We start from the raw sequence: 18,828 nt of genomic DNA on the forward strand, positions 1-18,828 counted from the left end.
CTATCTTAACTGAAGCTTCTGTTTGTTAACCTGCTCCAAAAGCACCCACCGCCTAAGCGGTGGGATGATTGCCTCTAGAAACTAAGCCACCGCTTGTGCTGTTGCACTGGCACGCAGTTGTTGTGCCGCTGCAATCATATTCTCTAAAGCGGGGATCACCTCTTCCCACTGGCGGGTTTTTAAACCGCAGTCTGGATTCACCCAGAGGCGTTGCGCTGGAATTCGCGTGGCGGCCTGCTGCATCAGGTTCACCATTTGGGCGGTGGTGGGAATATTCGGTGAGTGAATATCATATACACCAGGGCCGATCTCATTCGGGTATTCGAAGGCTTCAAACACGTCGAGCAGTTCCATATTCGAGCGCGAGGTTTCAATGGTGATCACGTCAGCATCCATCTGGGCGATGGCTTCGATGATGTCGTTAAACTCGGAATAACACATGTGGGTGTGAATCTGGGTTTCATCTTGCACGCCATTGGCACTGATGCGGAAGCAGTGGATCGCCCAATCCAAATACTGTTGCCATTCTGCGCGGCGCAGAGGTAAACCTTCACGCAGGGCGGCTTCGTCAATTTGAATCACATTCACCCCTGCGGCCTCTAAGTCGAGCACTTCTTGGCGAATCGCCAGCGCCAACTGTAAGCAGCTTTCTTTGCGCGGTTGGTCGTCGCGCACAAATGACCAGTTCAGAATGGTGACAGGGCCGGTCAACATGCCTTTCATTGGTTTGTCGGTGAGTGACTGGGCGTAGGTTGTCCATTCAACGGTCATCGCTTTAGGGCGGCTGATGTCGCCAAACAAAATTGGCGGTTTTACGCAGCGCGAGCCATAAGATTGCACCCAGCCAAATTGGCTGAAGGCGTAACCCTGTAGTTGCTCGCCAAAGTATTCCACCATGTCGTTGCGCTCAGCTTCGCCATGTACTAGCACGTCTAAGCCGAGTTTTTCTTGCTCCAGTACCGCACGCTCAATTTCTGCCTGAATATTTCGACGGTATTCCGCTTCGGTGAGGTTGTGCTGTTTATAGGCTTGTCGGGTTTTGCGAATCTCTGCGGTTTGCGGAAATGAGCCGATGGTGGTGGTCGGATAAAGTGGCAGTTTTAAGTGCTGCGCTTGTTTGGCGATCCGCTCGACATAAGGGCTTTGACGATGCCCAAAGCTGGATAGAATTCCGCCCACGGCTGCTTTTACGGCGCTGTTGTGTACGCGATCCGACAGGCGACGGCTGATAATGGCGGCGCGGTTCTCCGCTAACGCATCAGCGACAGAGGCACGACCTTCATTGATGGCACGGCCTAGCAGTTGAACTTCGGCCAGTTTTTGTTTGGCAAAAGCCAGCCAGTTGAGTAGCTCAGGGTCTAATGCTCGAAGGCTGTTGGTTTGGCGCTCGCTGTCCAGATCAACGGGCACATGCAGTAACGAGCAGGACGGGGCCAGCCACAAACGCTCACCCAGTTTATCTGCGATAGGCTCTAGCCAGTCTAACGCGCGGGTGAGATCCGTTTTCCAGATATTACGACCATCCACTACGCCAACCGACAGTACTTTATGAGCAGGCAACCAATCCACAACGGTATTCACTTCGGCACGGCCACGCACGGCATCAATATGCAGTCCGGCAACGGGCAGGTTACAGGCCAACTGTAGATTGTCTTGCAAGGTGCCAAAGTAGGTGGCCAATAACAGTTTCGGGCGGTTGGCTTTCAGTTGGTGATAGGCTTGTTCAAAGGCGCGTTTCCAATCGGCATCCAGCTCTGTCACCAACGCAGGTTCATCAATTTGCACCCATTCGGCACCCGCTTCCGCCAGTTTTTCCAGCAGTTCGCTGTAAAGGGGCAGCAGTTGAGCTAAGTGATCAAGGCGATGGCTACCCTCTTGAGATTTGCTTAACCAGAGATAGGTCACAGGGCCAATAATCACGGGTTTGGCATTGATCCCTTGCTGTTGCGCTTCGGCCAACTGGCTGAGTAAACGCTCAGGGTTCAGGCTAAAGCGGGTTTCAGCGCTCAGTTCCGGCACAATGTAGTGGTAGTTGGTGTCGAACCATTTGGTCATCTCACCTGCGTGTACACAACTGCAATCTGTGTCGTGGGCAGAACGACCACGGGCAACGCGAAAATACTGATCCAGCTCGCTGCCCTTGTGGCTTAACGCAGCCACTCGCTCTGGCAGATGCCCTAAGGTGAAGCTCATATCCAGCACTTGATCATAAAGTGAAAAGTCACCCACAGGCACAAAGTCTAAAGCGGACTGCTGTTGCCAGTTCATCTGGCGAATGCCTTGGGCGCGGGCTAACAACTGTTCAGCCGTTTGTTCGCCTTTCCAGAAAGCCTCTTGGGCAAATTTAAGTTCGCGGTTTGCACCAATGCGAGGGAAACCTAGGTTGTGTATAAGCGCCATGCTATGTCCTTGCTGATGTCGGTTTGTCCCCATGAGGTTGAGTGTCATGGAGACTATAAATGGGTGTGTAAAAACAATGGCGCTAGCCTAAAGGCTGTTAATCATGAAAAAAAATGGTAGTTTCTCATCAACCTATTAACTTTATTCATGGATTAATTATGATTGAACGCACCCACCTGACTATTTTGCGGGCAATTGACCAGTACGGTTCGTTAACCGCGGCTTCTGAAAATTTATTCCTAACCCAGTCAGCGCTCAGTCATACCATTAAGAAACTAGAGGGGCAGATCGGCAGCCGTTTATGGGAAAAAGATGGGCGCAATATTCGCCTGACACAGGCGGGCGAGTATCTGCTGAAAGAGGCCAATCGGGTATTGCCTCAGTTGGAGCGTATCGACGAAACCCTCAGTCGATTTGCCAATAGCGAGCAAGGCAGCCTGCATATCGGTATGGAGTGTCACCCTTGTTATCAATGGCTGTTAAAGGTGGTGGAACCTTTTTTGGAACATTTTCCGGGGGTGGATTTGGATGTCAAACAGCGCTTTCAGTTTGGCGGCATGGCAGCGCTGTTTAACCATGATATTGATATTTTAGTCACCCCAGATCCGATTCAAAAGGAGGGGATTATTTTTGAGCCCGTGTTTCCTTATGAGCAGGTTTTGATCGTCAGCACCCATAACCCACTGAGCCAAAACGCGTTTATTACGCCAGAACAACTTCGCTCTGAAACGCTGTTCACCTATCCGGTTGAAATTGAGCGCTTGGATATTTTTCAGCAGTTTTTACTCCCCGCCCACTGTCGCCCGAAAAAGCACAAAACCTTAGAAGCTACAGAGATTATTTTACAGATGGTGGCCGCCAATCGGGGCGTGGCCACTTTGCCCGCATGGCTAGGACAAGAGTATGCCCAAACCCTGCCGATTGGTTTGGTGCGTTTGGGGCAGGCAGGGCTACACAAACAGATTTATTTGGGGGTGCGCGAGCAGGAGGTTGAAGGTTTGCATATCCAAACCTTCTTTAAATTGGCTAAGGCTTTTTAAACGATCAGATTTAAAATCTAAACAAGGTCTATTTAAAAACTGTAGTTTATCTTGGTTTTTTTAGGGTTTTCACTAGTTATCTTCATAATAAAAACAACTTATTATTAAGCCTCATTCAAAAACAAAAGGATTTTTATTATGCCGTCTAATGTGAACTTTAACTTTGATATTGCAGCGATTGTTTCTGAAATATTTGGTGGAAAAAGCGAGCGGAACGATCTAGCTATTGATGTTCAAAATGGAACTAATCAAGACTTTCATGTTGAATGGGATAATTCTGTTGGACATGGTAGCTTTAAAGAAAAAGAAGGGGACTCTTTTCTAAAACACGTTGATGAAAGTGAGAAAAATCCTAATGCTTCAAGTGTGGTTTTGGGGTTTACAGCTCATGGAGAAGGCTGTAATGTTGTATTGAAAATAAAGCTAAATGATAGAGATGACTCATATCTTGGGGTTATGGCAGCAACACCCTCTAATAAACAGAATTACATCAAATCTAAATACTTTGATAAGAGTTTGTCTATGAAGGACTTAGATAAAGAGTTGGATAAACTAGATAAACACTATGGTGATAAAGGTGCTTTTATTGTTGATATTCCAGAAAATATCAAGGCAGAATTATCTATTGCAGAAGAGAGTCCAGCTATTTGCTATATCACGTTAAGACAGTCTTAATTATATAGTCTTTATTTAATACAAAAACCTCCGTACTATTTCATAAAATAGTACGGAGTATTATTACTTTCAGTATGAGTTTTTCATCTGACTAATTTCGGCAACTTATCCGGTACGCCGTCCCACTCTGCGGCTTCTGGCAGCGGAGCTTTGCACTCGGTAATATTCGGCCAAATTTGCGCCAGTGTTTCGTTCAGTTCAACAAAGTGCTGCATTGCGTTGGGCAGTTCATCCTCTGAGTAGATTGCGTCAGCGGGGCACTCTGGCTCGCATAACGCACAATCAATGCACTCATCAGGATTGATCACCAAGAAGTTAGGCCCTTCGTAGAAGCAATCAACGGGGCAGACCTCAACGCAGTCGGTGTATTTACATTGAATGCAGTTGTCGGTGACCACAAATGCCATCGGTTGTATTCCTTATGCGTTATTTAACTGCTTAAGTTCATAGAGTAAGGCCAGTGCCTGTTTGGGCGTCAGTTCATCAGGGTCTAAGCTGTTCAAGCGCTCCAGCGCAGGGTTAGGCTCGGAGAGGGCAAACAGGTCATTTTGCACCGGTTGATATTGCACGGGCTGGCGCTCCTGCACTTGCAGTTCTTGCTGCTCAAGTTGGTGTAGTTTTTCCCGTGCGGTTTGTACCACATTCAGCGGAATACCCGCCAGTTTAGCCACCTGTAAACCATAGCTTTGGTTGGCGGGGCCGGCCTGCACTTTGTGCATAAAGATGATGTTGTCGTGATGCTCAGTGGCGTTGAGATGCAAGTTAATCACACCATTGAACTGCTCCGGCAGTGTGGTTAACTCAAAATAGTGCGTCGCAAACAGAGTGTAAGCGCAGAGCTTTTCAGCCAGATAAGCGGCGCAAGCCCAAGCCAGCGACAAACCATCAAAGGTGCTCGTACCGCGCCCCACTTCATCCATCAACACCAAAGAACAAGGGGTGGCATTGTGCAGAATATTGGCGGTTTCGGTCATCTCCACCATAAAGGTTGAGCGACCACTGGCTAGGTCATCTGAGGAGCCGATACGGGTAAAAATACGGTCTATTGGGCCAATCATCGCGGCCTCTGCGGGCACATAACTACCCGTATGCGCCAAGAGCACAATTAAGGCAATTTGGCGCATATAGGTCGATTTACCGCCCATGTTGGGGCCTGTAATCACCGCCATACGCGCCTCATTGGTAAAGCTGAGGTCATTAGGCACAAAAGGCGACTCGCTGACCTGCTCCACCACAGGATGGCGGCCTGCTTGAATAGTTATACCCGGCTCTTTCACCAGTTGTGGGCGACAAAAGTTCAGGCTTTCTGCACGCTCGGCAAAGTTATTCAGTACATCCAGTTCAGACAAACCGAGAGCCAGATTCTGCAAACCCATGAGGTTGAGGTTTAACTGTTCGAGCACCTCATCATACAGGGCTTTTTCTCGGCTCAATGCCCTAGATTTGGCACTTAACGCTTTGTCTTCAAAGGCTTTTAACTCTGGGGTGATAAAACGCTCAGCGTTTTTCAGCGTTTGGCGGCGAATATAATCCACAGGCGCTTGATCGGATTGCGCGCGGCTGATTTCGATGTAATAGCCATGCACACGGTTGTAACCCACTTTTAAGGTGCTGATGCCTGTACGTGCTTTTTCTTGCTCTTCTAAGCGCAGTAAAAACTCCCCTGCGTTTTCGCTCAGTTGGCGCAGTTCGTCCAGTTCTGGGTCATAACCATCGGCAATCACACCGCCTTCACGTATCACCACGGGTGGATTTTCGCAGATGGCGCGTTGCAGCAGATCCGCTTCTGTTGGGAATGGAATCACCAACACTCGCAGATGATCTAAGGCTGGCTCGGTAATGGCGTTGAGCTGTGCTGCCAAATCGGGCAGCACTTGCAAACCATCACGCAAACGCGCCAAGTCACGGGGACGCGCACTGCGCAGCGCCACACGAGCTAAAATCCGTTCAATATCACCAATGGCTTTTAACGCATCGTACAAGCTTTGCCATTGATAGCTGTCTTGAATCGCTTGCACACAAGATTGACGTAGGTGCAATTGATCACGGCACCGAATCGGGCGATTCAACCAACGACGCAATAAACGGCTGCCCATTGCGGTGGCGGTGTTGTCCATCACGGAGGCTAAAGTGTGAGTCTGTCCACCACTGAGATTGGTATCAATCTCTAAATTGCGTCGACTGGCAGCATCAATCTGTACGCATTCATCACGGGATTCCGCTTGTAATGCACGCACATGAGGCAATCCTGTACGCTGAGTGTCGCGCACATATTCCAGCAAACAACCTGCGGCACCAATGGCTAAGGTCAGATGTTGGCAACCAAATCCCGCCAAATCGCGGCTTTCAAACTGGCGACAGAGCTGAGTGGTGGCGCTTTCCGTATCAAACTGCCAAGGCGGCAACAGGCGCACCCCTTTGCGCTGACGCACCGCTGGGGCAAAGTCCCCCGCTTCATCCAGCAGCAGCTCCGCAGGATCAAGACGCTGCAACTCCGCCAGCAGTGCCCCTTCTTCATTGATCTCTTGCACGGTAAAACGACCACTGGTGACATCCAATACCGCCAAGCCATACACAGCGCCTGACTGGGTTAATGCCGCCAACAGATTGTCTTTACGCTCGTCTAGCAACGCCTCATCGCTGACCGTGCCGGGGGTTAACACCCGCATCACTTTACGCTCAACAGGGCCTTTACTGGTGGCGGGATCACCCACCTGTTCACAAATGGCAACCGACACACCATTGCGAACTAAACGCGCGAGATAGTTTTCAGCGGCATGAAATGGAATACCCGCCATTGGAATCGGCTGCCCACCGGATTTCCCCCGCGCCGTTAGGGTAATGTCTAACAGTTGCGCCGCTTTCTTGGCGTCATCAAAAAACAGCTCGTAAAAATCTCCCATGCGGTAAAACACCAACTCATTGGGGTGTTGTTTTTTGATCTGCAAGTACTGCTGCATCATGGGGGTATGCTGTTCGGCGGCCACGGAATTCACCATCTCAATCATGCGGTTTGTAAAATGAACCGAGCATTTTACCGAAAGCGAACAGCGGGTTATAGCTTAATTGGTATTTAACACTGAAAAAGCGGATTAAGAATAGGAATGTATTTACCTGTTAGTAAGAGGAGATAGCCTATATCGCCAAGCTTTAGTTTTTTAATCAAAATCAGTTATGATAACCAATTATTTAACATGTTAATGAGATTTTTATTTGAAGGCGCTTGCTTCTACTTTTAGCAGAGGTATTCATCTGTCGGGGCTGTTACTGGTTCTGACTTGGATGCTGACGCTGCTGGATACTTTAAACCTTGTCGAAACCACTACGCTGGCAACTTGCTTGGCTTGGGGGTTTGTGGTGTTAGAGTTTCCAAGTCTTACTCGAAAGCAAACTACGCCTATTTTAATTTTGATGTTAGGCGGTTTAGGTTTTGCGCTTTGGGCTTGGCTTGAAACAGGCCATATTGATTTATTGGGCATGGCAGACGAGCACATTAAGCTGGCAATGTTGTTAACCGCTGTTAGTTTTATTCGTTTAGCCACTCGAGTGCATGCGGGTGATCAGTGTAGAGGGTTTAAAAGTTTTTTTATGACTTTTTCGGGGATGCACTTGTTCTCTTCGGTGGCCAATTTCTCTTCGCTGTTTTTATTTGGTGATCAGATCAAACAGCCTCAAGCTCAAGGCGCTTTAGTCAGTCCTCTCTCTTATCGTTTGTTAACTCGCGGATTTTCTTTAGCCATTTTTTGGTCGCCCTTTCTGAGTATGATTCCATTGGTGTTAGAGTTGGTGCCGGGTACTAATATGTCGGCGGTTTATCCTTGGGCGCTTAGTCTTGTGGCCTTTGGTTTTATTTTGACATTAATTGAAGCTCGTTTGCGGGAGCCAAAGCAGCTGAGTGAATACCAAGGCTATCCGATTCAAGTGTCTAGTCTGGCGTTACCTCTACTGCTGATTAGTACCTTGCTTATGGTGCATCAATTGTTGCCTGATGTGCCCATGTTAGCCCTAATTTCTTCTGTTGCGGTATTAGTACCAATATTGTGGGTGCTGGTAGTGAAAGGCTCGAATGAGACATGGGGGCGAATCAAAGGCCATGTTCAGCAGCAGTTACCTAATACTCGACCTGAGATCTCTCTTTTTCTAGCGGCAGGCTTTCTTGCTGCTGGGGTAAAAACTTGTATCTCGGCAGGGTTAATTGCCTCACCTTTTGATCATACTGATGCTTTGGTTGCTTCAATAGTGATGCTGTTAATCTTTTTCATTTCAAGTTTAGGTATCCATCAGTTTGCCTTGATGGCAATCTTTGCAGGCTTAATGTCACAAGTCACAACAACACCACATTTGATGGCAATTGCCTATATGGTGGGGGTGTCATTGTCGATGTCAGGCTCCCTGTTCAGTGGGGTGAATATTATTATTCAAAACCAATTTAAGGTTTCCAGCACGGCGATCCTTCGGGACAATATGCCTTACTCTTTGATAATGTTGGCTTTTTCATCAGGTATGCTTTTTGTGATGGAGTCAATGGGTGTGCGCTGAAGGCTTGAGAGCCGCTAAATCTAACAAGCAGATGACAGAGCATTATCTGGCTGATAAAGAACAATATAAAAACAGTTATGGAAATTAAAACAGATGCGTAAATTTAATGACTCTATCCCTCTAAAGCTGCTGAAAGCTCGTGAGTCAACCATGGCCTTCTTTCGCCCAATTTTGCAGGAAGTAGGGTTAACGGAACAGCAATGGCGTGTTATTCGTGCGCTTAACGAGTACGAAGAGTTAGAGTCAAAACAGTTGGCTGCATTGTGTTGTATTTTAAGCCCTAGTTTGACGGGTATTATTAATCGCTTAGAAGCTCAGGATTATCTAAGACGCCGTAAATCTCCAGAAGATCAACGCCGCATTCTGATCAGCTTGACAGATAAGTCTAAAGAGCTGTTTAAAGAGTTAAGCCCACGCTTAGAGGGACGTTATGCAGAGTTGAGTAATCAGCTAGGCCAAGAGCGTCTAGAGTTACTGCACGAGCTACTCAGTGACATTATTGACTTGAAACCTTGATTCAGAGGTTTGGTAACGTATTTTAGACCGTCAAAAAAAATGCCCACTTGAACGTGGGCATTTTTCACTAAACGGCGGAATTAACCAACGATAGTTACGTTCTCAGCCTGTGGGCCTTTTTGACCTTGAGTCACTTCAAAAGTAACTGCTTGGCCTTCAGTTAGGCTGCGACGGCCATTACCGTTAATAGAGCGGAAGTGTACAAACACATCGCTATCGCCTTCACGAGAAATGAAACCAAAACCTTTTTCGTCGTTAAACCACTTAACGGTACCAGAAATTACACCTGACATAACGTCCTCATTACAAATAAACTTGCACCCGGATTGGCCGGGCTAATTCCAAACATGGTGCATCCAATTAAGGACGTGCCATTATCTTTGCTCATTGACACTTTGCAGCGTCTGCATAGCTATTAGAGCACGACTATATGTCTTTACAACAAAAAAATTAAGAAATAAGCATTTTTTTTGCTGTCTTTAGTAAAATCTCTAAACAAATCAAAGCAAAAAAGCACTAGGCTAGTAATGATAAAGGTTTAGAGAAAGTGAACTGGCGCTCATTGCCCCTTTTCTTCTTACATGGTTTAGCGTGCCTATAAGCGCTACAGCTTAACCGAACCTCTAATACTAGACACCACCTCTCTGATACAGCTCATGCGCGAATAGTTTGGCCGCACCAGCAAACTGATTTGTCGCGTCGGCACTGGCGTGTCAAAGCGCAGGTACTGCAAACGCTCTGATTTTGGATGTTGTGTCGCCAACTCTGGCATCAAAGTAATGCCCATACCACTGGCGACCATATAACGTAGGGTTTCTAAACTGGTGGCCTGAAAGCGATGGTCTTCTTTGGCACCTGCGGCAAAACAGTAGCCTAGTGCTTGGTCTCTTAAACAGTGACCATCTTCTAGAGTTAAAATTTGCTGATCATTCAAGTCACTGAGCTGCACGGTGTTTTTATTGGCAAGGGCGTGTTGGGGGGAAAGCGCTAACACCAAAGGCTCCTCAAACAGATCGTAGCGCTCAACCCCGTGCATCTCCTCAAGCCAAGGTAAAATCAGCAGGTCTAACTTGCCTTCATTCAACTCTTGTAACAGCACTTTGGTTTGCTTTTCATGCAGATAGAAATTGATTTTGGGTAGGCGCTGATTCAGGTCTGCCATAATGTGCGGTAGCAAATAGGGCGCTAAGGTGGGAATCAACCCCAGATGAAGGTCGCCTGCTAGAGGATCGAGCAACGCTTTGGCCGATGCCTCAAAGCTGTGCGCCGCTTTCAGCACTTGCTGTGCCTCTCGCACCAATTGTTCGCCTGCTGGGGTGAGCATCACATTGCGTCTATGGCGCTCAATCAGCTGCAATCCTAACTGCTCTTCTAGCTTGATCATCTGTCCACTGAGCGTCGGTTGGCTGACAAAGCAGGCTTCTGCCGCTTTTCCAAAGTGCTTGTACTGGTCAATTGCGACTAAATACTCTAAATCTCTCAATTTAATCATAGGGTTACCTGAACTTAACGACCCTGTCATTTTTGACTGGCACATTTAATGCTAGACCAACGTTTAATACGTATAAATAAAGTGGATTTAGCAACGAAGGGATACAAAATGAAATCATATACCAGAACCACCGCAGACTTTAGCACCGCAATTGCGTTAGAAGCAGTGATGATTGAATTTCAAGTGCAACTAAGAGAGAAAGGTGCGCGTATTGCGCGGCACATGGAGCAGTTCGAGACGTTACAAAAACGTAGAAAAAACCGTTGCTTATAGTTGGCTGTCGATGAGTTTAGACTATAAGCAACGGAAAAAAGTATGAATTAAAGCAAGGTCGTCACCCTCCTTGGCGACACTGATGAGACAATTAAACTGGCTTAGTTGGTGGCTGCAATTAGGCTGGCATTACCGCCCGCAGCCGTGGTATCCACACACAGATGACGCTCGTGGATGAAGCGCTCTGGCAGATGAGGTTCTGTCAAAAGCGGCAACAATACACCGTCACGCTGCGCCAATACCTGACGATAGGCTTTTAGAGTGGCGAGATCAGCGTTTGAAGCCACCGCATCAATACCTTGAATTTGAGCCAAACACTCGGCCGCCAGTTGACCATCAATACCAATAATCGGCAGACCCGCTTTTGCCAACTGCTGAGTGGTTTGGCTAACGTTCTGTGCAATCACTAATACACGGTTACCTTGGCTTAAGGCCATTGCGGCTTGTGTCATGGCACTGTTTTGATCTGGGCCTAAACACAGTACCACTCCGCGCGCATGGAAGCTGAGGCGGTTCAGCTCACCAGTGGGTCCCGGCATTTCTCGGGTGTTCAGCAGGTCGGTTGCTGCCGGAGCGGTTAAGTGTGTGGCAACCAGACGAGCAGGCTGTTCTGGCTGTGCCATTGACGCTAGATCCGCAAGCGCTTTGTTCACGGCAGCAGCGGTTAAAGCGCTTTCTGAGCCTGCATTGACCTGAACGGCCTGACCAATTAACTTAAAGCGACGCAGATACAAAGGGCCACCCGCTTTAGGGCCTGTACCGGATAAACCTTCGCCTCCAAATGGCTGAGAGCCGACAATGGCACCAATCTGGTTGCGGTTCACATACAAGTTACCCGCATGGATTCGGCTGGTGACCTGCTCAACACGGGCGTCTACACGGGTGTGTAAACCAAAGGTTAAACCAAAGCCTTTGCTGTTGATCAGATCGACCACGGCATCTAGCTCATCTGCTTCAAAAGTGCAGACGTGCAGCACTGGGCCAAAAATCTCTTCTGCCAGTTCATCAATGCTGTTTAGGCTCAACACGGTTGGCGGTACAAACGTACCCGCTTGTGGCACCTCGAAGGTTTTCAGGCAACGCCCCATATCGGTGAACTTTTTGATATGCGCCATAATTTTCTGCTGTGCCGCAGTATCAATCACAGGGCCAATGTCGGTGCTGAACAACCAAGGGTTGCCGATGGTGAGTTCTTTCATGGCACCGTACAGCATTTCAAGTACATGGCCTGCGATATCTTTTTGCAGATAAAGCACGCGCAACGCAGAACAACGCTGTCCCGCACTTTGGAACGCTGATGCCAATACATCACGTACCACTTGCTCGGGTAGTGCTGTTGAATCAACGATCATGGCGTTTAAGCCGCCTGTTTCCGCAATCAATGGCGCATCGGGTGCCATATTGGCAGCCATTGCACGGTTAATGTGTTGAGCGGTGAGGGTAGAACCTGTGAAACACACACCATCAATACGGGCGTCAGAGGTCAGTGCGGCACCTACCACGGCACCTGTACCCGGTAGCAGTTGAACAATCGCCTTTGGAATGCCTGCTTCGTGCATCAGCTCAACGGCACGGGCGGCCATTAAAACGGTTTGCTCAGCAGGTTTTGCCAATACCGCGTTACCTGCGGCCACTGCCGCTAAAACTTGGCCTGCGAAAATTGCCAGAGGGAAGTTCCAAGGCGAGATACAGGTGATGACGCCACGGGCTTGCCCCGCTGCATCATGCAGTTCAGCTTCATTTGGATAATAGAGCGCAAAATCCACCGCCTCGCGAATCTCAGCAATGCCATCCAGTACGGTTTTACCCGCTTCACGGGTGGCTAAAGCAAATAGCTCTGCCGCATTTTCTTCAAACAGATCAGCAACTTTTTGGATACGTGCGCTGCGCTCTGCAACAGGCAGTGCCGCCCACGCTTTCTGCTCCGCTTTGGCCGCTTGAATGGCGGTATCAATATCTTGTGGGCTGGCTTCTAAAACCTCACCAACCTGATCAGATGGATTTGCAGGGTTGATCACAGGCTTGCGAGCCGCACCGACGACGTCACCAGCAACCATCGGCTGTGCTTGCCATTGATGCGTCAAGAAAGGTGTGCGCTGTGCCTCTAATGTTTCCACCACACGGCTGTCGGTGATATCCCAACCGATTGAGTTACGACGTTTGGTGCCGTAAATATCAGCAGGACGGGTAATCACAGGGTTGGCAATGCTGTTTAGGGCCTCAACCGCTGAGAATGGATCACGGGCAATCTGCTCAGGAGAAATACTGGTATCGACAATCTGATTCACAAACGAGCTGTTGGCACCGTTTTCTAACAAACGACGTACCAAATAAGCCAACAGATCTTGGTGTGCACCCACTGGCGCATAGATACGGCAACGCACCTTTTGGCCTTTTGCCAAACGGTTTTTGGTCAGGTCGCTGCCCTGTACCACGGCATCATGCAGAGACTCGCCCATACCATGCAGGCGTTGGAATTCGAAGCTGTCCAGATCGGTTGCCAAGTTTAGAATAGCAGCAACAGAGTGCGCGTTGTGGGTCGCAAACTGTGGATAGATGCGATCGGTCATCTTCAGCAGTTTGGTGGCGCAAGAGATATACGACACATCGGTGTTCACCTTGCGGGTGTAAACCGGAAAGCCAGACAACCCCATCACTTGTGCGCGTTTGATCTCAGCATCCCAATAGGCACCTTTCACCAAACGCACCATAATGCGACGCTCTAAACGACCCGCTAAGGCATACAGCCAATCTAAAACGAAAGGTGCGCGTGGGCCAAAAGCTTGTACCACAATACCAAAACCTTGCCAGCCTTTAAGCTCTGGGCGCTCTAGTACCGCTTCAATCACATCTAACGACAGGTCTAAGCGGTCGGCTTCTTCTGCGTCGATGTTGAAACCCATATTGGCGTCTTTCGCCATAATGGCCAGCGACAAGGTGCGCTCAACCAACTCTTTTAATACGCGCTCACGTTTTGCAAACTCATAACGTGGGTGTAAAGCCGACAGTTTAACGGAGATACCCGGATTTTTGCGGATGTCATCATGTACACAAGCGGGTTTCAGGGCGGTAATCGCATCGCCATAGGCTTTGTGATAGCGCAGTGCATCGGCATCAGTACGAGCGGCTTCACCGAGCATATCGTAAGAGTAAGAGTAGCCACGGCTCTCTTCTTTTTTGGCGCGCTGTGTGGCTTCTTGAATGGTGCGACCTAATACAAACTGGCGACCTAGCTCTTTCATCGCCTGTTTAACAGCGGTACGTACCAATGGCTCACCTAGGCGTTTCACCATACCTCTTAAGGTGCTGCCTAACCCTTTTTCTTCCGCAGGAGAGATCAACTTACCTGTCAGCATCAAAGCCCAAGTGGACATGTTGATCAAAGATGACTCAGACTGACCTAAGTGCTCGCTCCACTTGCCCGGCGCAATTTTATCTTCGATCAGCTCATCAATGGTTTGTGCATCAGGTACACGCAACAAGGCTTCTGCCAAGCACATCAGTGCCACACCCTCTTTGGTGGTGAGGCCATACTCAGCGAGGAAGTTTTCCATCATAGACGGACTGGCAGACTCTCGTACCTGACGAATCAGATAAGCCGCGTCTTTGCTGATCGCTTGGCGGGTTTCAACCGATAGATTCGCCTGAGCCATCAGGTTTTTCAGGGCGCGCGCTTCGTCAGTAAGGTAATGATCGCGAATCACTTCTCTGATCGCGGCAGTAGAGTTCGGATCGGTGTGTGTGGTCGTGTTCATCAACTGAGTCATATCGACACCCTGCGTATAATTATTAGAGAGCGCAAATTCTATCGCTGAGTCACTAGCCTTTTTCTCTAATTCGCAATTGCTGAGAAAACTATAGACTATTTTTAGGGGGATCATTCAGTGATAAAGCGCTAAAATAAGCACTTGATTAGGCTAATTCACTATTGCTATTTTGCCTGATGATTTCCATATCGCAGCAAACAGAACACTGAGCGGCTGGCAGCATGAAAAAGAACGAACAACTGGATCGAATCGACCACGCCATCTTGCGTGAATTACAAAAAGACGCGCGCCTGACCGTAACCGAATTGGCTTCTCGTGTAGGGCTATCTAAAACCCCTTGTCAGCTGCGTATTAAGAAGCTGGAAGAGCAAGGTTATATTCTGGGTTATGTGGCCTTGATCAACCAAACCAAGCTAGGCGCAAGTCATGTGGCTTTTGTGCAGGTCAAATTGGGCGACACAAAAAGCAAAGCCTTAGAGGCGTTTAATACCGCCGTGCGTGAGATTCCAGAAGTAGAGCAATGCCATATGATCTCCGCAGGTTTTGATTATCTGTTAAAAGTGCGTACCTCTGGCATGGAGGCTTATCGAAAGGTGTTAGGTGAACAGATCTCGGCACTGCCCTATGTGTTACAAACCAGTACCTTTGCGGTGATGGAAAGTGTTAAAGACATTGAAAATCATCTGTTAGAAAAAGAATAAACGTTGTGTGCTGCCGCGCGACAACTGGTGAGTTTTTATGATCAGTGATGCCCAACTTAACACTGCTGTAACACAGCTACAGCAAGACATTCCAGAGCTTCTCGCCGTATATCTGTTTGGCAGCCAAGCCTCTGGTAAAGCGAAGCCTGATAGCGACATTGATTTAGCGGTTTACCATTCCGGTCAGCTTGATGTCGTCGCACTTTGGGAGATCGGGTGCACTTTAGCGAACCAATTGAATCGGGATGTTGATCTGATCGACTTTAACCAAGCCTCCACGGTGCTACAGCATCAGATACTCAGTCGAGGACGTCGCTTATGGGCAAAAGATCATCAAGCGGATATTTATGAAATTGCCGTTCTGAAAATGAAACGAGAACTGGATGCCCGTAGAGCGCCTGTGTTAGAACGTATCGTCAAAACAGGCCGTGTTTACGCTAAGGATCATGATGACGACTGATACCCTACTCAATAAAAGTGCCACTATTGAGCGTTGCATCAAACGCGCAAAAGAGGAATATCACAAAGATCCAAGCACTTTTGCAACCGATTTTACACGCCAAGATGCTGCCATCCTCAACATTCAACGTGCTTGTGAAGCCGCTATCGATATGGCAGAGCATTTAGTCAAAGAGCGACAGTTGGGATTGCCGCAAAGTGCTCGAGATGCTTTTACCTTATTGGCTCAGAACAATTTAATCACTCCCGATACCGCAAATATCATGAAAAAGATGATCGGCTTTCGTAATATTGCGGTGCATGATTACCAAGCGGTTCAACTGCCCATTACCGTCTCGATTATTGAAAAGCATCTAGATGACTTTTTAAGCTTCAGTGAACAGTTGCTCCGCCTATAGCCTCTCTCATGCGGGCACTGTGTTGCCCAGTATCACCTATTTTAAACTTTGGCGTTGGAGCCTTTTCATGTGGATTTTATTGACCTTAATGGCCGCATTTATGCAGTCATGGCGCAACGCTTTTCAAAGTCGTCTTAGCAAAGAGGTCAAAGTTGCAGGGGTTACGCTGGCGCGCTTTCTATGGGCGGGGCCAATTGCGTTAGTCTATTTGTCCGGTCTATACACTTGGCATAATCCCGGTATCCCAACATTCAATACCGCCTTTATTGGCTTTGTTTTGGGGGCATCAGCCCTACAAATATTGGCAACAGCGTTAATGGTTCAGCTGTTCAAACTGCAAAACTTTGCCGTGGGCGCAGGGCTTGCCAAAAGCGAGGCCATAGTGGCGGCAATCTTAGGGGTACTCTTCTTTGGTACGCATTTATCACCATTGGGTTGGGCTGGCGTGATCATCGGTGCAGTGGCTGTTTTTCTGATGAGCAGCAAACAGGGATTGAAACAACTGTCATTCAAAACCGTCTGTTTGGGCTTGGCCAGTGGCACCTCATTTGCCTTGACTTCGCTTTGGGTGCGCGAAGCCAGTTTATGTTTAGACGTGCCTTTCCCCTATAGCGCCGCTTGGGTGCTGTTGTTTGTGATCAGCATTCAAACATTGGCCTTGATCAGCTACTTAGTATTGAAAGACTTAGATACCTTAAAAGCCTTATGGCATCGGCCAAAACTGACATTGTTGACCAGCACCACCAGCTGTATCGGCTCGATAGGTTGGTTCAGTGCCATGTCATTACAAGCCGTACCCTATGTGAAAACTTTGGGACAAGTTGAAATCTTTTTCACCTTGCTGATCGCGGTCTTCTGGCTGAAGGATAAAGTGCAGATTAAAGACGCATTGGGCTTGGTGTTAATCGCCATTGCCGCCGTGATGGTGATGTGGAGTTAGGGAATGGATCGAAAGAGATTACTCGTCAATCTCGACAGATAACGGCATATGATCGCTAATGGCTAACCACCCCACTTAAACCGTCATCACTTAGAGTACAGTGTAAAACCGAGGGTGTTGTGTTCGTTGAGGCTGCAACCCGTTCACCCGATTGATCCCAAACACTGTTATTACCACAGGCTGACCAGCCGCCTGTTATCGAAATGTGGTTGCATAGGAAAACTGGCAACTGATGTCGAGCGGCGATTCCCGATAAAATTTGCGCATCAGTAGCGTACCCTGCATCAGAGATTAACGCGCTGACTAGATAGCCATCCACGGCATCAGCTTGAGCACGCTCAGCGTGTTGGGGTTCGGTAAAGTCGGCACAAATGGCCAATGTGAAACGATAGCCTTGCACTTCAAGCTGATAATCTTGTGAGCCAGCCGCACAGTAAGCCGCCTCTCCTGCATGAAGATACTGTTTCGAGTAGAACTCAATTTTGCCATCAGGGAAGCAGATAACCGCTGCAATATAAGGTAGCCCATTTGAGTTGGCCAAAGGACAACCTGCAATCACTACAAGGCGATGCTCTACCGCAGATTGAGATAACACCTCAAACACAGGCGCATCTTGATCCAGCGCCAGTTCACCGACAAGGGATAACTCATAGCCTGTTAGAGACAGCTCTGGGAATAACACCAAATCTGAGCCAGAGGCAGACGCTGCTGAGATTAAGGTTTGATGCATGGATAGGTTGGCGGCAATGTCGCCTTTAGTAACAGGTGCTTGCGCTAAGCTTAGCGTGATTGGCTTTCGAGACATAACCGCCCTACAAGGTTCAAAATTGAATCTCCTTAGTGTAAACGCTTTACTGAAGCGATAACATCACACCCCAGACAAGGCATAAGGATACGCCACCTTGCTTTTACCGAGCCTATCTCATGAGCCTATTTTTACTCTACTTGGCGACGATATTTCTTATTATCGCCACACCTGGCCCTTCGATCTTGCTAATCATGCAGCACTCCGCAACTTATGGGGTGAAGCGTAGTGTTTACAATGCGCTGGGCGGAGTCAGTGCTGCACTGATTTTGATTGCTTTATCACTAGGGGGCGTAGCCTTTTTGGTGCAAGGCATTTGGGTCAATGTGCTGTCGATCTTGGGCGCATGCCTGCTGATATGGGTGGGCATCAAAAGTTTTAAACCCATCAAGCTGAATGCCGCAGGCGAGCATCACGAAAGTGACCAAGCCTTGTTCAAATCGGCCTTTTATACGGGTATCAGCAATCCAAAAGACCTGATCTTTTTCGCGACACTGTTACCACAATTTATACTCACCGACTTGCCCTATTGGCAGGCTTCGCTGTATCTCGCCTTGGGTTGGCTGGTGTTAGATCTGAGCATTATGATGAGCTACGCCCTTGGCGCACATTTGCTGGCGCAGCGATTGAGCGTGGGTGTGTTAAATAAAACCCGAATGGTCAGCGGGGTATTAATTACCTTGATTGGCGGGGCGTTGCTATCCACCTCGGCTTATCAGTTGGTGTGAGCCAACCGCATAGTAAACTGCCTCTACTACACAAAATTTCCGTACTATTATAGGCAGGCCATATTGAAAAATAATGAACGGGTTGGTATTCGGAA

Annotated in this window: 17 protein-coding genes; 10 read left to right on the forward strand and 7 right to left on the reverse strand. The window is 48.2% G+C overall.

Features of this window, described 5'->3' with window-relative positions; all coding sequences use genetic code 11:
- Positions 1-81 precede the first annotated feature (81 nt).
- Entirely contained in the window at positions 82-2,400 is a 2,319-nt protein-coding gene (metE, locus tag B5D26_RS09460) for a 5-methyltetrahydropteroyltriglutamate--homocysteine S-methyltransferase (RefSeq protein ID WP_078745496.1), read from the reverse strand.
- A gap of 158 nt (positions 2,401-2,558) precedes the next feature.
- Between metE and B5D26_RS09465 the strand changes: the two genes are divergently transcribed.
- Together B5D26_RS09465 and B5D26_RS09470 are read left to right on the forward strand one after the other, a co-directional pair.
- Positions 2,559-3,440 (forward strand): LysR family transcriptional regulator, encoded by an 882-nt coding sequence (locus tag B5D26_RS09465; RefSeq protein WP_078745497.1) that lies wholly within the window; start codon positions 2,559-2,561, stop codon positions 3,438-3,440.
- A 138-nt stretch (positions 3,441-3,578) separates the two neighbouring features.
- Positions 3,579-4,115 carry a hypothetical protein gene (locus B5D26_RS09470; protein WP_078745498.1) on the forward strand — a complete coding sequence of 179 codons (537 nt, stop codon included), beginning with the start codon at positions 3,579-3,581 and terminating at the stop codon, positions 4,113-4,115.
- Between the two features lie 83 nt (positions 4,116-4,198).
- Here B5D26_RS09470 and fdxA read toward each other — a convergent pair whose 3' ends face one another.
- Together fdxA and mutS are read right to left on the reverse strand one after the other, a co-directional pair.
- Positions 4,199-4,522 (reverse strand): ferredoxin FdxA, encoded by a 324-nt coding sequence (fdxA, locus tag B5D26_RS09475; RefSeq protein ID WP_078745499.1) that lies wholly within the window; start codon positions 4,520-4,522, stop codon positions 4,199-4,201.
- Positions 4,523-4,534: 12 nt separating this feature from the next.
- Positions 4,535-7,114 (reverse strand): DNA mismatch repair protein MutS, encoded by a 2,580-nt coding sequence (gene mutS, locus B5D26_RS09480; RefSeq protein ID WP_078745578.1) that lies wholly within the window; start codon positions 7,112-7,114, stop codon positions 4,535-4,537.
- Positions 7,115-7,328: 214 nt separating this feature from the next.
- Between mutS and B5D26_RS09485 the strand changes: the two genes are divergently transcribed.
- Both B5D26_RS09485 and hpaR read left to right on the forward strand, forming a co-directional pair.
- Positions 7,329-8,654 carry a hypothetical protein gene (locus tag B5D26_RS09485; protein ID WP_078745500.1) on the forward strand — a complete coding sequence of 442 codons (1,326 nt, stop codon included), beginning with the start codon at positions 7,329-7,331 and terminating at the stop codon, positions 8,652-8,654.
- Positions 8,655-8,747: 93 nt separating this feature from the next.
- A complete protein-coding gene (hpaR, locus tag B5D26_RS09490) occupies positions 8,748-9,170 on the forward strand; it encodes a homoprotocatechuate degradation operon regulator HpaR (RefSeq protein ID WP_078745501.1) in 423 nt (140 codons plus the stop codon).
- An 80-nt stretch (positions 9,171-9,250) separates the two neighbouring features.
- Here the strand turns inward: hpaR and B5D26_RS09495 are convergent, their stop codons facing one another.
- Positions 9,251-9,463 (reverse strand): cold-shock protein, encoded by a 213-nt coding sequence (locus B5D26_RS09495; protein ID WP_078745502.1) that lies wholly within the window; start codon positions 9,461-9,463, stop codon positions 9,251-9,253.
- Between the two features lie 311 nt (positions 9,464-9,774).
- Positions 9,775-10,662 carry a DNA-binding transcriptional regulator OxyR gene (oxyR, locus tag B5D26_RS09500; protein WP_078745503.1) on the reverse strand — a complete coding sequence of 296 codons (888 nt, stop codon included), beginning with the start codon at positions 10,660-10,662 and terminating at the stop codon, positions 9,775-9,777.
- Between the two features lie 108 nt (positions 10,663-10,770).
- Between oxyR and B5D26_RS16180 the strand changes: the two genes are divergently transcribed.
- Positions 10,771-10,935 carry a hypothetical protein gene (locus B5D26_RS16180; RefSeq protein WP_159445638.1) on the forward strand — a complete coding sequence of 55 codons (165 nt, stop codon included), beginning with the start codon at positions 10,771-10,773 and terminating at the stop codon, positions 10,933-10,935.
- Positions 10,936-11,036: 101 nt separating this feature from the next.
- Here B5D26_RS16180 and putA read toward each other — a convergent pair whose 3' ends face one another.
- Positions 11,037-14,702 (reverse strand): bifunctional proline dehydrogenase/L-glutamate gamma-semialdehyde dehydrogenase PutA, encoded by a 3,666-nt coding sequence (putA, locus tag B5D26_RS09505; protein WP_234985259.1) that lies wholly within the window; start codon positions 14,700-14,702, stop codon positions 11,037-11,039.
- Between the two features lie 221 nt (positions 14,703-14,923).
- On the opposite strand from putA, the gene B5D26_RS09510 reads away from it, so the two are divergent.
- The 4 genes from B5D26_RS09510 (at position 14,924) to B5D26_RS09525 (ending at position 17,200) form a co-directional block, all read left to right on the forward strand.
- Entirely contained in the window at positions 14,924-15,403 is a 480-nt protein-coding gene (locus B5D26_RS09510) for an Lrp/AsnC family transcriptional regulator (RefSeq protein ID WP_078745504.1), read from the forward strand.
- 37 nt (positions 15,404-15,440) lie between these two features.
- Entirely contained in the window at positions 15,441-15,863 is a 423-nt protein-coding gene (gene mntA, locus B5D26_RS09515; RefSeq protein WP_078745505.1) for a type VII toxin-antitoxin system MntA family adenylyltransferase antitoxin, read from the forward strand.
- Positions 15,853-16,260: a type VII toxin-antitoxin system HepT family RNase toxin gene (gene hepT / locus B5D26_RS09520; RefSeq protein ID WP_078745506.1), complete on the forward strand. Its 408-nt coding sequence runs from the start codon at positions 15,853-15,855 to the stop codon at positions 16,258-16,260. The genes mntA and hepT overlap by 11 nt, the downstream gene beginning before the upstream one ends.
- Before the next feature lie 67 nt (positions 16,261-16,327).
- Positions 16,328-17,200 (forward strand): DMT family transporter, encoded by an 873-nt coding sequence (locus B5D26_RS09525; RefSeq protein ID WP_078745507.1) that lies wholly within the window; start codon positions 16,328-16,330, stop codon positions 17,198-17,200.
- Between the two features lie 55 nt (positions 17,201-17,255).
- Here the strand turns inward: B5D26_RS09525 and B5D26_RS09530 are convergent, their stop codons facing one another.
- Complete coding sequence (locus B5D26_RS09530) at positions 17,256-18,005, reverse strand: carbon-nitrogen hydrolase family protein (RefSeq protein WP_078745508.1); 750 nt, start codon at positions 18,003-18,005, stop codon at positions 17,256-17,258.
- A 119-nt stretch (positions 18,006-18,124) separates the two neighbouring features.
- Here B5D26_RS09530 and B5D26_RS09535 point away from each other — a divergent pair, with 119 nt between their 5' ends.
- A complete protein-coding gene (locus B5D26_RS09535; protein ID WP_078745509.1) occupies positions 18,125-18,733 on the forward strand; it encodes a LysE family translocator in 609 nt (202 codons plus the stop codon).
- Positions 18,734-18,828 lie beyond the last annotated feature (95 nt).

The organism is Oceanospirillum multiglobuliferum, from assembly GCF_900167095.1.
Taxonomy (GTDB): Bacteria; Pseudomonadota; Gammaproteobacteria; order Pseudomonadales; family Halomonadaceae; genus Oceanospirillum; species Oceanospirillum multiglobuliferum.

Excerpts from the sequence above, each read along its gene's own strand:
- hpaR (WP_078745501.1), top strand. The coding sequence starts at position 8,748 with ATGCGTAAATTTAATGACTCTATCCCTCTAAAGCTGCTGAAAGCTCGT.
- hepT (WP_078745506.1), top strand. The coding sequence starts at position 15,853 with ATGACGACTGATACCCTACTCAATAAAAGTGCCACTATTGAGCGTTGC.
- B5D26_RS09530 (WP_078745508.1), bottom strand. The coding sequence starts at position 18,005 with ATGTCTCGAAAGCCAATCACGCTAAGCTTAGCGCAAGCACCTGTTACT.
- B5D26_RS09495 (WP_078745502.1), bottom strand. The coding sequence starts at position 9,463 with ATGTCAGGTGTAATTTCTGGTACCGTTAAGTGGTTTAACGACGAAAAA.
- mutS (WP_078745578.1), bottom strand. The coding sequence starts at position 7,114 with ATGGTGAATTCCGTGGCCGCCGAACAGCATACCCCCATGATGCAGCAG.
- B5D26_RS09470 (WP_078745498.1), top strand. The coding sequence starts at position 3,579 with ATGCCGTCTAATGTGAACTTTAACTTTGATATTGCAGCGATTGTTTCT.
- fdxA (WP_078745499.1), bottom strand. The coding sequence starts at position 4,522 with ATGGCATTTGTGGTCACCGACAACTGCATTCAATGTAAATACACCGAC.
- metE (WP_078745496.1), bottom strand. The coding sequence starts at position 2,400 with ATGGCGCTTATACACAACCTAGGTTTCCCTCGCATTGGTGCAAACCGC.
- B5D26_RS09525 (WP_078745507.1), top strand. The coding sequence starts at position 16,328 with ATGTGGATTTTATTGACCTTAATGGCCGCATTTATGCAGTCATGGCGC.
- B5D26_RS09465 (WP_078745497.1), top strand. The coding sequence starts at position 2,559 with ATGATTGAACGCACCCACCTGACTATTTTGCGGGCAATTGACCAGTAC.
- B5D26_RS09535 (WP_078745509.1), top strand. The coding sequence starts at position 18,125 with ATGAGCCTATTTTTACTCTACTTGGCGACGATATTTCTTATTATCGCC.
- oxyR (WP_078745503.1), bottom strand. The coding sequence starts at position 10,662 with ATGATTAAATTGAGAGATTTAGAGTATTTAGTCGCAATTGACCAGTAC.
- putA (WP_234985259.1), bottom strand. The coding sequence starts at position 14,702 with ATGACTCAGTTGATGAACACGACCACACACACCGATCCGAACTCTACT.
- B5D26_RS09510 (WP_078745504.1), top strand. The coding sequence starts at position 14,924 with ATGAAAAAGAACGAACAACTGGATCGAATCGACCACGCCATCTTGCGT.
- mntA (WP_078745505.1), top strand. The coding sequence starts at position 15,441 with ATGATCAGTGATGCCCAACTTAACACTGCTGTAACACAGCTACAGCAA.
- B5D26_RS16180 (WP_159445638.1), top strand. The coding sequence starts at position 10,771 with ATGAAATCATATACCAGAACCACCGCAGACTTTAGCACCGCAATTGCG.